The 13,474-nt window shown below is 63.3% G+C and carries 11 protein-coding genes; 10 read left to right on the top strand and 1 reads right to left on the bottom strand.

What is annotated here, in order from left to right; genetic code table 11:
- Nucleotides 1-153: 153 nt before the first annotated feature.
- The 4 genes from QWZ03_RS08425 (at nt 154) to QWZ03_RS08410 (ending at nt 4,163) form a co-directional block, all read left to right on the top strand.
- Nucleotides 154-417, top strand: a complete 264-nt coding sequence (locus QWZ03_RS08425) for a hypothetical protein (protein ID WP_290332306.1) — start codon at nt 154-156, stop codon at nt 415-417.
- Between the two features lie 231 nt (nt 418-648).
- Complete coding sequence (locus QWZ03_RS08420) at nt 649-1,176, top strand: NUDIX hydrolase (protein WP_290332305.1); 528 nt, start codon at nt 649-651, stop codon at nt 1,174-1,176.
- Between the two features lie 111 nt (nt 1,177-1,287).
- On the top strand, nt 1,288-2,358 hold the full coding sequence (gene mnmA / locus QWZ03_RS08415; protein ID WP_290332304.1) for a tRNA 2-thiouridine(34) synthase MnmA: 1,071 nt from the start codon (nt 1,288-1,290) through the stop codon (nt 2,356-2,358).
- A gap of 191 nt (nt 2,359-2,549) precedes the next feature.
- Entirely contained in the window at nt 2,550-4,163 is a 1,614-nt protein-coding gene (locus QWZ03_RS08410) for a methyl-accepting chemotaxis protein (RefSeq protein WP_290332303.1), read from the top strand.
- Between the two features lie 73 nt (nt 4,164-4,236).
- On the opposite strand, the gene QWZ03_RS08405 is transcribed toward QWZ03_RS08410, so the two are convergent.
- A complete protein-coding gene (locus QWZ03_RS08405) occupies nt 4,237-4,662 on the bottom strand; it encodes an acyl-CoA thioesterase (RefSeq protein WP_290332302.1) in 426 nt (141 codons plus the stop codon).
- Nucleotides 4,663-4,905: 243 nt separating this feature from the next.
- Between QWZ03_RS08405 and QWZ03_RS08400 the strand changes: the two genes are divergently transcribed.
- From QWZ03_RS08400 to hutI, 6 genes are all read left to right on the top strand, one after another.
- The gene (locus QWZ03_RS08400; protein ID WP_290332301.1) at nt 4,906-7,044 is read left to right on the top strand and encodes an AsmA family protein; all 2,139 of its coding nucleotides are present in this window, start codon (nt 4,906-4,908) and stop codon (nt 7,042-7,044) included.
- Nucleotides 7,045-7,409: 365 nt separating this feature from the next.
- Nucleotides 7,410-8,939 (top strand): histidine ammonia-lyase, encoded by a 1,530-nt coding sequence (gene hutH / locus QWZ03_RS08395; protein WP_308447532.1) that lies wholly within the window; start codon nt 7,410-7,412, stop codon nt 8,937-8,939.
- A 148-nt stretch (nt 8,940-9,087) separates the two neighbouring features.
- Nucleotides 9,088-9,783 (top strand): histidine utilization transcriptional repressor HutC, encoded by a 696-nt coding sequence (gene hutC / locus QWZ03_RS08390; protein WP_284197232.1) that lies wholly within the window; start codon nt 9,088-9,090, stop codon nt 9,781-9,783.
- A gap of 8 nt (nt 9,784-9,791) precedes the next feature.
- Nucleotides 9,792-10,295, top strand: coding sequence for a GNAT family N-acetyltransferase (locus tag QWZ03_RS08385; protein WP_290332299.1), 504 nt, complete (start codon nt 9,792-9,794; stop codon nt 10,293-10,295).
- A 32-nt stretch (nt 10,296-10,327) separates the two neighbouring features.
- Nucleotides 10,328-12,001 (top strand): urocanate hydratase, encoded by a 1,674-nt coding sequence (hutU, locus tag QWZ03_RS08380; RefSeq protein ID WP_284197234.1) that lies wholly within the window; start codon nt 10,328-10,330, stop codon nt 11,999-12,001.
- 140 nt (nt 12,002-12,141) lie between these two features.
- Nucleotides 12,142-13,344, top strand: coding sequence for an imidazolonepropionase (gene hutI, locus QWZ03_RS08375; RefSeq protein WP_290332298.1), 1,203 nt, complete (start codon nt 12,142-12,144; stop codon nt 13,342-13,344).
- Nucleotides 13,345-13,474 lie beyond the last annotated feature (130 nt).

Genomic DNA, 13,474 nt, shown 5'->3' with positions numbered 1-13,474 from the left:
GGCTGCGCCTGGGCCAGCGGCTGGCTGGTATCAGATTTCTTGCCAATGCTGTGTCAACCGCCTTGCTGGGGTCTGCGTTAAGCCGGGTGACGTGTCATACCGTCGTAATAATTCCAAGCTGTATCCACTCCTCCTCCAATCAAAGGAAACACCATGAAACTGATCGCTGCTCTGATCGCCGGCCTGTTCGCTACCGCTGCCTTCGCTACCGAAGTTGCCAAGAGCGAAGCCCCTAAGGCTGATGCCGCCAAGGCCGAAGTGAAGAAGGACGAGAAGAAGGTTGAAGCCAAGGCCGAAGCCAAGAAGGAAGAGAAGAAGGTTGAAGTGAAGGCCGAAGCCAAGAAGGAAGAGAAGAAGGTTGAAGTAAAGGCTGAAGCCAAGAAGGAAGAAGCCAAGAAGGAAGAGAAGAAGTCCTGATAAGGACGGCTTCGGCCTGAATGGCAAAAGGCGGCGCGAGCCGCCTTTTTTGCTTTTGGCGCTGCTAATAGAGCCGCTTCGCTGGGTTTTGTTACGGTGCATGGGGTGTTGCGCTGCAGTGGGTATGGCGTGCTGGGGTGGCGGCATTGGCCAGCGATGGCGGAAAGAACTTGAAAAGGCGCTAAGCGTTTAAAATGGCAGGATTTTCCCGCTGCAAGGCTTGTATGCGCCGTGTCTGACCCCATCTGGAAACCGAATACCACTGTGGCTGTGCTGGTCGAGCAGGCCGGGCGCTATCTGCTGGTCGAAGAACTGACTGAGCATGGTCGCCGCTATAACCAGCCTGCGGGACACCTCGATGATGATGAATCCTTGCTGGCGGCGGCCATACGCGAGGCCCGCGAGGAAACCGCCTATCAGGTGTGCCCCACTGCTCTGGTGGGCATCTACCAGTGGTCACCGCCCGGCAAGCCTGGGCTGACCTATCTGCGCTTTGCCTACGCCGCCGACCTGGCGCCTGGCCAGGTTGCCGGGGTGGCGGTCTGCAGCCATCGCTTTGCGGCCGAGGCGAGGCCCGGCGACGTGGTGGCAGTGCTGGACGACGGTATCGTCCGTGCCGTATGGCTGAGCTATGAGGAAGTCCTCGCCTGCCAGGCGCAGCATCGCAGTCCTCTGGTGTTGCAATGCATAGAGGATTACCGCGCGGGACGGCGCTATCCGCTGGACCTGATACGCCACTACGACAAAAACGCTGCTTGAGCGGCAGGTATGGCGCAGGATGAAGTGCTAATTTGGGGAGTGTGTTCCCTTGCCTCAAGCAGGAAGGACATATCCCGATAACGCGGCCTAGGCCGCAGAAGAGTATTGCTTGTGACTGACAAGACCCAGCGCATAGTCGTCGGCCTATCCGGCGGCGTGGATTCCTCGGTAACCGCCTGGCTGCTCAAGCAGCAGGGGATAGACGTGGTCGGCGTATTCATGCAGAACTGGGAAGATGACAACAGCGACGAGTTCTGCTCGATCAAGGAGGACTCGCGCGATGCCATCGCAGTGGCCGACCTGGTGGGCATCGATATCGAGCTGGTGAACTTTGCCACCGAGTACAAGGACAGGGTGTTTGCCTATTTCCTGAGCGAGTACCAGGCTGGTCGTACGCCCAATCCCGATGTGCTGTGCAATGCCGAGATCAAGTTCAAGGCGTTTCTGGACTATGCCATCAGCCTGGGGGCCGAGAAGATCGCAACCGGCCACTATGCCGGCACCGACCTGGCTGCCGACGGGCGCACCCGCTTGTTGCGCGGAGTGGACGAAACCAAGGACCAGAGCTATTTCCTGTACCGCCTGAGCCAGTACCAGGTATCGCGGGCGGTATTCCCGCTGGGGGGAATGCGCAAGACCGAGGTGCGGCAGATTGCGGCTGAGATCAAGCTGCCCAACCATGCCAAGAAGGATTCCACCGGGATCTGCTTTATCGGCGAGCGTCCTTTCCGTGAGTTCCTCAACCGCTACCTGCCCAAGGTACCTGGCCGCATGCGTACGCCTGAGGGCCGTACGGTGGGCGAGCATATGGGCCTGATGTATTACACCTTGGGTCAGCGCCAGGGCTTGAACATCGGTGGGCCGGGCGAGCCCTGGTATGTGGCGGGCAAGGACATGGCGGCCAATGAGTTGATCGTGGTGCAAGGCCATGATCATCCGCTGCTGCTGAAGGATACCCTGCTGGCCGACCAACTGAGCTGGGTGGCAGACGAGGCACCCAGGCCAGGCCGCTATACCGCCAAGACGCGCTACCGCCAGGCCGATGCCAGCTGCGAGTTGCTGGAAGTGCGCGACGGCGTGGCCAGGCTGCAGTTCGATGGACCGCAGTGGGCGGTGACGCCTGGCCAGTCAACCGTGCTGTATGACGGCGACGCCTGCCTGGGTGGCGGCATCATCGTTTGATTCAGGTCAGCATCCTGCTGGCACCAACGCTATAGTGTATTTACTCGATTCGGGGCGGCGCAGGCTGGCCGTGCCCGGCGTGCGTTGCTGCTGCAGTTGATACCTCTCTGGGAGGGTGCCGGGCAACGTGGGCTGGCGCGCGTGGCTTCGCTGGCTGTAGGCGAAGGCGAAATCCAGAAAGGAACACCGATATGTCCATAGGCAAGCGTCTTGTCGTGATGCTGGCTGTTGCCCTGGTTGCACTGCTTGCGGTGGGTGGCATAGGTCTGAAGGCCTTTGTTTCACTGAATAACCAGGTGCAGTCGCTCACTGTCGAAAGTATTCCCCGGGTTCAGGCCACCAACGATATTGCCATTGCCTACCGCGAGATGCGGGCTTTGCTGCTGTCCCACATCATGGAAGAGGATGTGGACCTCAAGAAAGCTTTCAACCAGAAGGTGGATGAGGCAGTCAGCAAGGCCAAGCTGGCGGTGGATGGCTATGCCAGCTTTGCCTCGGATACGACCGATAAGGCCAACTATGGCGCCATGAAGGCGGCCTTCGACACCTACCAGGCCGGTTATGCCGAGGCGCTGAAAAGCTCCAACGCGGCCCAGGCCGACCAGGCGGTGGCGGCCCTGTACGGCAAGGTGATACCTGCCGAGCAGGTGCTGCAGGCTTCCATCGAGAAGATGGCGGGCTACAACATCAAGATGCAGGAGGCCGCAGCGCTGGAGGCGGAGAGCGTGTATGAGTCGTCACGCAATCTGTTCATGGTGGTGATTGCGCTGGGCGTGCTGGTGCTGGTGGGGTTTGGCTGGTGGATCTACGGCGCAGTCTCCGGCCCGCTGGCCTTGATGGAGCGCACGGTGGAGCGCATAGGTCGGGACCTCGATTTTACCCAGCGCGTGCCCATCAGCAGCCGCGACGAGGTAGGCATGACGGTGGCGGCCTTCAATCGCCTGCTCGATACCTTGCAGACCAGCTTCCGGGATATCGCCAGCGGCGTCGACGGCGTCGCGGGCCAGGCCAACGGCATGGCCGATGCGGCCCGGCAGATGTCGCACAGTTCCACCTCGGCCAGTGAATCGGCCGCCAATATGGCGGCGACCGTGGAGCAGGTGACCGTCAGCATCAACCATGTGGCCGACAGGGCCAATGAGGCCAATACCATGTCGCGGCGGTCAGGCGATATGGCGGGCGAGGGTGAGGTGGTGATCAAGGCCACGGTGGCTGAGATCAACGGCATTGCCGAGCGGGTGGCGGATGCCTCGGAACAGATCAATCTGCTGGCGCGCGAGAGCGCCAATATCGGTGCCGTGGTCAGCGTGATCAAGGACGTGGCGGACCAGACCAATCTGTTGGCGCTGAACGCCGCCATCGAGGCGGCCCGCGCAGGTGAGCAGGGACGGGGATTTGCCGTGGTGGCCGACGAAGTGCGCAAGCTGGCGGAGCGTACCTCGGTGTCCACGCAGGAGATAGGCGCCCTGATCGCCACCATACAGCAGGGGGCGGAGGCGGCGGTGAGCCGTATGCGCGAGGTGGTGGAGCGGGTTGATGTCGGCGTGGAAAAGGCCAGGGGGGCCGGCGAGACCATCTTGCAGATACGGCAGGGCTCGGGCCAGGTGGTGGAAATGGTGGACGATATCAGCCATGCCATCCGCGAGCAGAGCGCGGCCAGTACCAACATCGCCCAGCAGGTTGAGCGCATCGCCCAGATGTCTGAGGAAACCAGCGGCGCTGCCGGCGTCACGGCGGATGCGGCCAACCAGTTGCAGGCCCTGGCCAACCAGATGCAGGTGACGGTGTCGCGCTACCGGGTTTAGGTTAAGGCCAGCAAGGCAAGCAAAAGCCCAAGACCTTGTCTGGGCTTTTCGCGTCTTCAGGCGGCTTGCGGTATCAGCTGGCTGGTGGCCAGTGCGGCAAGCGCTCGAACATGGTGCGCAGCTCGCCATCCATGGCGATGGCGCTACCTTGCTTGGCATCGAAGATCACGAAGGTGACATCCGCCTCGGCGATGACGGTATCGCTGCCTTTGAGGCTGACGACCTGGTGGATGACGGCGCTGCGGCTGCCTATCTTCTGCATGGCCGTGGCGATGCTCAACTCTTCGCCCATCAGCGCGGCGCGGCGGTAGTTGATATTGATGTTGACGATGACAAAGGCGAGGCCGGCTTGGCTGAAGAATTCCAGCGAGCCATGGTCTTCGGTGAAGCCCCAGCGGGCTTCTTCCAGGAACTCCAGGTAGCGGGCGTTGTTGACGTGGCCGTACAGATCCAGGTGGTAACCGCGTACCTTGATCTCGGTAATGTGTGGATTGCTCATGCTTGATGGGCTCGTGAGTGAGGATGGCGCATCATAGAGCCTGCCATGGATGCTAGTCACTGATTGCTAGCTAGGGCTGTGCAGGTGCCAGGTGCTTGGCCACTATCTGTGCACTGCGTTGTTGCTCGCTGGCAGGGCGTTGCGCCGTGTGGGGCATCCGCAAGCGCTTGATTTGTATTCGGGCAAATATAAATCGTGCAAGGGTCGTGGCATGGTGAGCCTTGCCACAGGCATAATCGGGCCATGCCTTTGTACCAGATTCCCTTACGGCTACGTCGCTGCCTCTATGTCTTCGCCTTTTTACTGGCGGTGGTGGTCGCCGTGCCGCTATTCAACCTCAGTGCCCTGGGCGACAAGCTGGCTGCCGATGCCAGTGATTCGCTGGGTCGCAAGGTCGAGATAGGTGCCTTGCGCCTTGCCTTGTTGCCGCGTCCCAATGTCACCCTGGAAAACCTGACCATCAGCGAGCCGGATGGCCGCGCCCTGTTTGCCCACTTTGAGAGCGCGCGCTTCTCGCTCGGTTGGGGGGGGCTGGTGAAGGGCCGGGCCGAGCTGGTCGATGCCCGAGTCGAAGGCCTGGTAGTGAATGCCTACCAGCGCCTGGATGGCACGCTTAATATCGACGATCTGCTGGCGCGGCGCCCCAAGCCTGGCCGTGTGGATTGGCGGCCGGAGCGGGTGGACCTGGTGTCGGCCGCGCTGAACTGGCAGGACGCCCATGGCGCCACGACACGGTTTCGCAAGCTGGACCTGCACGCGCTGGACCCCGAGGGGGAGAATGGAGCGGTCACGGTGGTGGGGCAGCTGACTGCACCGGACTGGGGCGGTGGGCTGCGGGTGGATAGCAAGCTGCGGGTAGACCGGGCGAAGCTGGCGGCCAGGCTCAAGCAATTTCGCCTGGCCATCAATGCGCAGACACCGGAATGGCGCGATGGCCGGTTCGAGCTGGCTGGCGACCTGGAGTTGGGGGCCTTGCCATGGCGGGCGCAGCTACAGCAGGTGGTGGCGCAGGCAACCGTGCAGCGGGGCGAGCAGCGCTGGCAGGCCAAGCTCAGAACGCCGGCGCTGCGTGGTGGCGAGGGTGGGCTGGCAACCGGCGAGATCGAGGCGGAGTTCGGTATCAAGAGCCGGCTCAGCGAAATCGCCGGCCAACTGAAGCTGGCACGGCTGGCTGCGGAGCCCACGGGTGGCCTGGCTGCCGACCAGGCCAGACTGACCCTGCAGCTGCTGGATGACACCCAGAACGCCCAGCTGGAGATAGAGAGCCCCTTGCGCATGGGCAACTGGCGCACCATGGAGTTGCCGGCCTTTACCCTGACGGGCTCATACCGTAACAAGGCCTTGCCGCAAGGCGCCATCAAGCTGGCGCTGGCTGGCCGCACGGCGGTGGATCTGGAGCGCGAGCGCTTCGACTGGGATAGCCGGGGCCAGTTGGATGGGGCGCCAGTCACGGCACAGCTGTCGCTGGAGGATTTTGTTTCCTCACGCTATGCCTTTGCACTGGATCTGGCCAAGCTCGATCTAACCCCCTACCTGCCCAATGCCGAAGCGGCGCCGCTGCTGGACCCGGCACAGCCGCTGTCGCTGGATTGGCTGAGCGGCCTGGTGGCGCGTGGCGAGGTGCGCATAGGCGAGCTGGATATAGGCCGTTTCCGGGTATTCAACCTGCAGACGCATGTGGATACCAAGCGGCGCCAGCTCAAGCTCGATCCGCTGCGGGCGGATATCTACGGCGGCCAGCTCAATGGCAAGCTGTTGCTGGAAGGGGGGGCTAAACCCAGGCTGCACATGCTGCAGACACTGACCGGCATGGAGGTGGCGGCACTGATGTCCGATACCTTTGGCATAGACCGTCTGTCAGGCCGGGGTACGCTCAATCTGGATATCACGGCGCCGGCCAGCAGTATTGCGGCACTGCGCCAGGGCATGTCGGGGCGGGTGGATCTGATGCTGACCCGTGGCGCCATTGCCGGCCTGGATGTGGGCGATGTGTTGCGCGGCCTGCGCACCAACCTGGCCAGGTTGACGGGCGGTGCCATACCGGCAGACGTGGCCCGGCGTACCCGCTTTTCCGACCTCAGCGCCCGTTTCGTGATCAAGGAAGGCGTGGCCGAGAGCCGTGACCTGGTCATCCGTGCGCCGTTCCTGAATCTGGCGGGCGATGGCCGTATCGATATAGGCCGGGGCGAGGTGGACTATCTGCTCAATGCCACCGTGCGTGGCGGCAGCGGCGTGCCCGAACTTGATGCCCTGAAAGGTGTGCAGGTGCCGATACAGATCAGCGGCCCGCTGGCGTCGCCCAGCTACAAGCTCGATACCACGGCCCTGCGGGAGAAGCTGGGTAACGCCGCCAAGCCAGCGGCCGCTGCGCCCAAGAAATGACAAGCCTATAGGCGAGACTTCATGCCAGTGGGGTGGTGATGAATGGCGCAGGCGCCTGGGTAACCCCGGCGCTGGGCGTGAGCGCAGCCTGAGCCGGCGGGTTCTCTCCTGAGGGGGTCACACCCCTCGCTGCCGTCCGTCAGCATTCTGAATGCGCGGCGGTTTTTCAATGATTCAAGTTCATAACAGCCGCTGAGGCAGCCAAGGCGGGTTGGCCGCCTGTCCCAGCCTTTGGGTGCTGGTGGCGGGCCAGCGATGGCTGGGGGATTTCCCTTGCGGGTCAGGTTTTTTTGCAATCGATCTTGTCTATACAAATGTAGACGAGTAATCTGTGTTTCATTCGATCATCCGATGCGAGAGACACCATGCAAGCCATGACCCTGACCCCCGGTAAACTGACCCACAAGCAACTGCGTGCCATCATGGCGGGTGGTGTGCAGCTAACGCTGGACCCTGCGGCCGTACCCGGCATTGAGGCAGGCGCTCGCGCCGTGGCGGCCATCGTGGCCAAGGGGGCGCCGGCTTATGGCATCAATACCGGCTTTGGCCGCTTGGCTTCCACCCATATCCCGGCCGATCAGCTGGAACTGCTGCAAAAGAACCTGGTGCTGTCGCACGCCGTGGGCGTGGGCGCGCCGTTGCCCGCATCCATGGTGCGCCTGCTGCTGACGCTCAAGATATCCAGCATGGGCCGTGGCTATTCCGGCATACGGCTGGAAGTGATCACGGCGCTGCTCAAGCTCTTGAATGCCGATGTGCTGCCCAGCATCCCTGCCAAGGGTTCGGTTGGGGCGTCGGGTGACCTGGCCCCCCTGGCCCATATGGCAGCCGTACTGCTGGGTGTGGGCGAGGTGATGGTGGATGGCAAGTTCCTGCCGGCCGTGGAAGGACTGGCCCGTGTTGGCCTCAGCCCCATGACCCTGGGTGCCAAGGAAGGCCTAGCCCTGCTCAACGGTACCCAGGCTTCCACTGCTATTGCGCTGGTGAACCTGTATGCCATAGAAGACCTGTACCAGACCGGCCTGGTGGCCGGTGCCTTGAGCGTGGACGCGGCTGCTGGCTCGGTAGTGCCGTTCGACCGCCGCATCCACGAGCTGCGTGGCCATGCCGGCCAGATTGACGCTGCGGCGGCCTATCGCCAGCTACTGGATGGTTCCGCCATCAATGCCAGCCACAAGGAATGCGACAAGGTGCAGGACCCCTATAGCCTGCGCTGCCAGCCGCAGGTAATGGGTGCCTGCCTGGACCAGATGCGTCATGCCGCCAATGTGCTGCTGCGCGAGGCCGACGCGGTATCCGACAACCCACTGGTGTTCCCCGATACCAATGAAGTGCTGTCCGGCGGCAACTTCCACGCCGAGCCGGTGGCCTTCGCTGCAGACAACCTGGCCATCGCCATTTCCGAAATCGGTGCGCTGGCCGAGCGTCGTATTGCACTGCTGATCGATGCCACCCTGTCCGGCCTGCCACCCTTCCTGGTGAAGGATGGCGGGGTGAATTCTGGTTTCATGATTGCCCATGTGACGGCTGCTGCGCTGGCCAGCGAGAACAAGACTCTGGCGCATCCGGCCTCGGTGGATTCTCTGCCGACGTCGGCCAACCAGGAAGACCATGTGTCCATGGCAACCTTCGCTGCCCGCAAGCTGGGCGATATTGCCGAGAATGTGGCGCATATCCTGGCGATAGAACTGCTGGCTGCGGCACAGGGGGTGGATCTGCGTGCGCCGCACCAGACCTCGCCACGTTTGCTGGCCGCCATGGCGCTGATCCGTGGCAAGGTGCCGCATTACGGTATCGACCGCTACTTTGCTCCCGATATCGAGGCCATCACCCAGTTGGTGCGCGACGGGGCTTTTGCCAAGCTGGCGCCGTTCCGTTTCGATTCGCAGGCCTGAGGCGGCGTGCCACGCGCCTCGGCGTAGGTGCGTGGATTCAATCACGGGGGCTGCTGGTACTGGCTGCCTTGCTGCCTGGTGGCACCCGTGTAATCCGCTACAAGCAGCGATGAATTGAGTCCATGACGGGCTCTGAGGTGAGGAGAACATGAGTACACCGGCCTACCAACAGATCAAGGACTACCTGCTGAGCGAGATACAGGCAGGCCGCTGGCGTGCCGGTGATCAGGTGCCCAGCGAGAACGAGCTGGTCAAGCGCTTCGATGTGGCCCGTATGACAGTCAACCGTGCCGTGCGCGAGCTGGCGGCCGAGGGGGTGCTGACCCGTAGCCAGGGCGCGGGCACCTTTGTGGCGGCCACCAAGTACCAGAGCACGCTGGTCGACATCAAGAGCATCGCCGAGGAAATCCGCGCACGTGGGCATGAGCATACGGCCGAGCTGCTGAAGCTACAGGCAGTCAAGGCCGATACCACACTGGCCGCCGAGATGGGCTTGCAAGTGGGGGCACCGCTGTTCTATTCGCTGATACTGCATCGCGAGAACGGGCTGCCCATCCAGCTGGAGGAACGCTGGGCCAATCCACAGCTGGCGCCGGACTACCTCAAGCAGGATTACAGCCGCATCACCCCCAACGAATACCTGACCCGTGCCGCGCCCTTGTCACGGGTGGAATACCGTATCGAGGCCCGCCGGCCCGATCGTACTGCCAAGGCCAGGCTGGCCATGGACAAGGACGAACCGTGCCTGGTGCTGCATCGCCGCACCTACTCGCGTGGCCTGGTGGCCAGTGTGGCCAACCTGTACCACCCGGCCGGCCGCTATCAGTTCAGCGGGCATTTCTAAGGTAGGCCATGATGCATCTGCGCCTTGCCCCCATCCAACTGGACGATGATTTTGCCGAGGCCTATGCCATGCGGCGGGATTCCTACCAGGTATCGTTCGGTACCACCGAGTCGTTCGACCGCGATGCCGGACCGGCGGGCGAGCTGTACCGGGCCAGGTTGGCGCAGCGTTGCGCCGACTACCCGGATGGTTATGTGCATGCCTGGCTGGGGGATGAGATCGTCGGTCAACTGGAGGTCAGGCACGAGCTAGATCAGCCTGGGCAGGGCTATGTGCATCTGTTCTACCTGCTACCGGCTTGGCGCCATCAAGGCCTGGGTGGGCAGTTGCACGACTATGCCGTCGACTATCTGCGGCGCCACGGCTGCCATACCGCGCGACTCAGCGTGGACAGACATAATGCTCCTGCTCTGGCCTTCTACCGCCGGCATGGCTGGCGCTTCGACGCTGCCAATCCCAAGCATCCAACCACCGATTTTCTGCGCCTGGACCTCAGCCCCGGCGCAGCCTGATTCGATCTACCCTTCCCCGACAGGAGACCACCATGACCGATCCCCGCATCGACCCCAGCCGCGTCATCCGCGCCCCGCGCGGCAGCGAGCTGAGCTGCAAGAGCTGGCTGACCGAAGCAGCCTTCCGCATGATCCAGAACAATCTGGATGCCGAGGTGGCGGAGCACCCGACTTCGCTGGTGGTCTACGGCGGCATAGGCCGGGCGGCGCGCGATTGGGCCTGCTATGACCGCATTCTGGATACGCTCAAGACCCTGAACGACGATGAGACGCTGCTGATACAGAGCGGCAAGCCGGTGGGGGTGTTCCGTACCCATGCCGACGCGCCGCGCGTGTTGCTGGCCAACTCCAATCTGGTGCCGGCCTGGGCCAACTGGGACCATTTCAATGAGCTCGATAAGAAGGGCTTGATGATGTACGGCCAGATGACGGCCGGCTCGTGGATCTACATCGGTACCCAGGGCATAGTGCAGGGGACCTACGAGACTTTCTACGCCGTTGCCAACCAGCATTTCGATGGCAAGCCGGCAGGCCGCTGGATACTGACCGGTGGCCTGGGTGGCATGGGTGGCGCCCAGCCGCTGGCCGCCACCATGGCGGGCTTCTCCATGATTGCGGTGGAGTGCGACGAGACCCGCATCGATTTCCGCCTGAAGACCCGCTATGTGGACAAGAAGGCCCATACCCTGGATGAGGCGCTGGCCATGCTGGATGCCGCCCGGGCTGAAGGCAAGCCGGTATCGGTGGGCTTGCTGGGTAATGCCGCCGATGTGTTTGGCGAGCTGGTGCAGCGTGGCATCACCCCCGATGTGGTGACCGACCAGACCTCGGCCCATGACCCGGTACACGGCTACCTGCCGCAAGGCTGGAGCGTGGCGGAGTGGCGCGACAAGCAGAAATCGGCACCCCAGAGCGTGGTGGAGGCGGCCAGCCGCTCCATGGCTGTGCATGTGCAAGCCATGCTGGACCTGCAGGCGCGCGGTGCAGCCACCCTCGACTACGGCAACAATATCCGCCAGGTAGCACTGGACCAGGGCGTCAGCAACGCCTTCGATTTCCCCGGCTTTGTACCGGCCTATATCCGTCCCTTGTTCTGCAAGGGCGTAGGCCCCTTCCGCTGGGTGGCGCTGTCGGGCGATCCCGAGGACATCTACAAGACCGATGCCAAGGTCAAGGAACTGATACCCGATGATCCGCACCTGCACAACTGGTTGGACATGGCGCGCGAGCGTATCGCCTTCCAGGGCCTGCCGGCCCGTATCTGCTGGGTGGGTCTGGGCGACCGGCATCGCCTGGGGCTGGCCTTCAACGAGATGGTCAGGACGGGCGAGCTGAAGGCTCCCGTGGTCATCGGCCGCGATCACCTGGACTCGGGTTCGGTGGCCTCCCCGAACCGCGAAACCGAGGCTATGCGCGACGGTAGCGATGCCGTCTCGGACTGGCCCTTGCTCAATGCGCTGCTGAACACGGCTGGCGGCGCGACCTGGGTGTCCTTGCACCACGGCGGTGGCGTGGGCATGGGCTATTCGCAGCATTCCGGCGTGGTTATCGTCTGTGATGGCAGCGATGCTGCCGCCAAGCGTATCGAACGGGTGCTGTGGAACGACCCGGGCACAGGCGTGATGCGCCATGCCGATGCCGGCTACGAGATTGCACAGACTTGTGCCCGCGAGCAGGGGCTGAACCTGCCCATGCTGGGTCGCTGATCAGGCGGGGTGCCGGCCACCAGACGGCAGCACTCCCCCCTGCTGCCTACTCGTGCCGCCGCGCTATTGCCCGGCGGCACGGCCTATTGAAAAATTGAAAACCTGGCCTGAAACCTGGGTCTGCAGACAACGCCAAAGCCATGAACCTGCTGATACGCCACACCCACCTTGCCACCTTTGCCCAGCCCGACGGCTACGGCGAGCTGCATGATGCCGCCCTGCTGGTGCGCGATGGCCGCATAGCCTGGCTAGGGGCAGAGCAGGATATCCCGGCCGGCCTGGGTGAGTTGGAAGAGGTGGACGGGCAGGGTGGCTGGCTCACGCCTGGGCTGATCGACTGCCATACCCACCTGGTATTTGGCGGAGACCGTTCGCATGAGTTCGAGTTGCGGCTCAATGGCGCCAGCTACGAGGAGATTGCCCGTGCTGGCGGCGGCATACGCTCCTCGGTCAGCGCTACCCGCGCTGCCAGCGAGGCCGAGCTGCTGGCGCAGAGCCTGCGCCGGCTGGACGGCATGCTGCGCGAGGGGGTGACCACGGTGGAGGTCAAGTCCGGCTATGGCCTGGATTTCGACAGCGAGCGCAAGATGCTGCGGGTGGCGCGGCAGCTAGGCCAGCAGCGGCGGGTCGGCGTACAAGCCACCTACCTGGCGGCCCATGCGCTGCCCCCCGAATTCCAGGGCCGGCCGGATGACTATATCGAGGCCTGCATTGCCTGGCTCAAGCCGCTGGCGGAGGAAGGGCTGGTGGATGCCGTCGATGCCTTCTGCGAGCAGATAGGCTTCAGCCGCGATCAGGTGGCGCGCCTGTTCCAGGCGGCCAAGGCGCTGGGCCTGCCGGTCAAGTTGCATGCCGAGCAGTTGTCCGACTCTGGCGGGGCGCTGCTGACGGCCCAGCATGATGGGCTGTCGGCTGATCATCTGGAGTGGCTGGACGAGCAGGCCATTGCCGCCATGGCGCAGCATGGCACGGTCGCCGTGCTGTTGCCCATCGCCTTCTACTGCCTGCGCGAGACCAAGCTGCCACCTATCGCTGCCTTGCGGGCGGCGGGTGTGCCCATGGCGGTCTCCACTGACTGCAATCCCGGCACGGCGCCCGCCTCCAGCCCACTGTTGGCGCTGAACATGGCATGCACGCTGTTCCGCCTCACTCCGGCCGAGGCCCTTGCCGGCATGACGCGCCATGCAGCGCAGGCGCTGGGCCTGCAGCAGCAGACCGGCACACTGGAAGTCGGCAAGCGCGCCGACCTGGCACTATGGCAGATCAACCGGCCGGCCGAGCTATGCTATTGGTTGGGCGGCGAGCCGCTGCTGGGGCGCTGGTACAACGGTCAACAGGGTTAGCGCATGGCTCCACCCAGCACAAGCCAGGCGTGGCGATGGTTATCAAGGCCGGGCGGTTGGTGGTATCAGTGCCGCATCGGTTCCTGGCACTTATTCTTGCTACCCGCCGGCATCGTGACCTTGCAGATGT

Source organism: Chitinimonas viridis (genome assembly GCF_030409555.1).
GTDB classification, from domain to species: Bacteria; Pseudomonadota; Gammaproteobacteria; order Burkholderiales; family Chitinimonadaceae; genus Chitinimonas; species Chitinimonas viridis.
This window is presented reverse-complemented; position numbering and strand designations above follow the sequence as displayed.

Excerpts from the sequence above, each read along its gene's own strand:
- QWZ03_RS08400 (WP_290332301.1), top strand. The coding sequence starts at position 4,906 with ATGCCTTTGTACCAGATTCCCTTACGGCTACGTCGCTGCCTCTATGTC.
- hutH (WP_308447532.1), top strand. The coding sequence starts at position 7,410 with ATGCAAGCCATGACCCTGACCCCCGGTAAACTGACCCACAAGCAACTG.
- hutI (WP_290332298.1), top strand. The coding sequence starts at position 12,142 with ATGAACCTGCTGATACGCCACACCCACCTTGCCACCTTTGCCCAGCCC.
- QWZ03_RS08410 (WP_290332303.1), top strand. The coding sequence starts at position 2,550 with ATGTCCATAGGCAAGCGTCTTGTCGTGATGCTGGCTGTTGCCCTGGTT.
- hutU (WP_284197234.1), top strand. The coding sequence starts at position 10,328 with ATGACCGATCCCCGCATCGACCCCAGCCGCGTCATCCGCGCCCCGCGC.
- QWZ03_RS08405 (WP_290332302.1), bottom strand. The coding sequence starts at position 4,662 with ATGAGCAATCCACACATTACCGAGATCAAGGTACGCGGTTACCACCTG.
- hutC (WP_284197232.1), top strand. The coding sequence starts at position 9,088 with ATGAGTACACCGGCCTACCAACAGATCAAGGACTACCTGCTGAGCGAG.
- QWZ03_RS08385 (WP_290332299.1), top strand. The coding sequence starts at position 9,792 with ATGATGCATCTGCGCCTTGCCCCCATCCAACTGGACGATGATTTTGCC.
- QWZ03_RS08425 (WP_290332306.1), top strand. The coding sequence starts at position 154 with ATGAAACTGATCGCTGCTCTGATCGCCGGCCTGTTCGCTACCGCTGCC.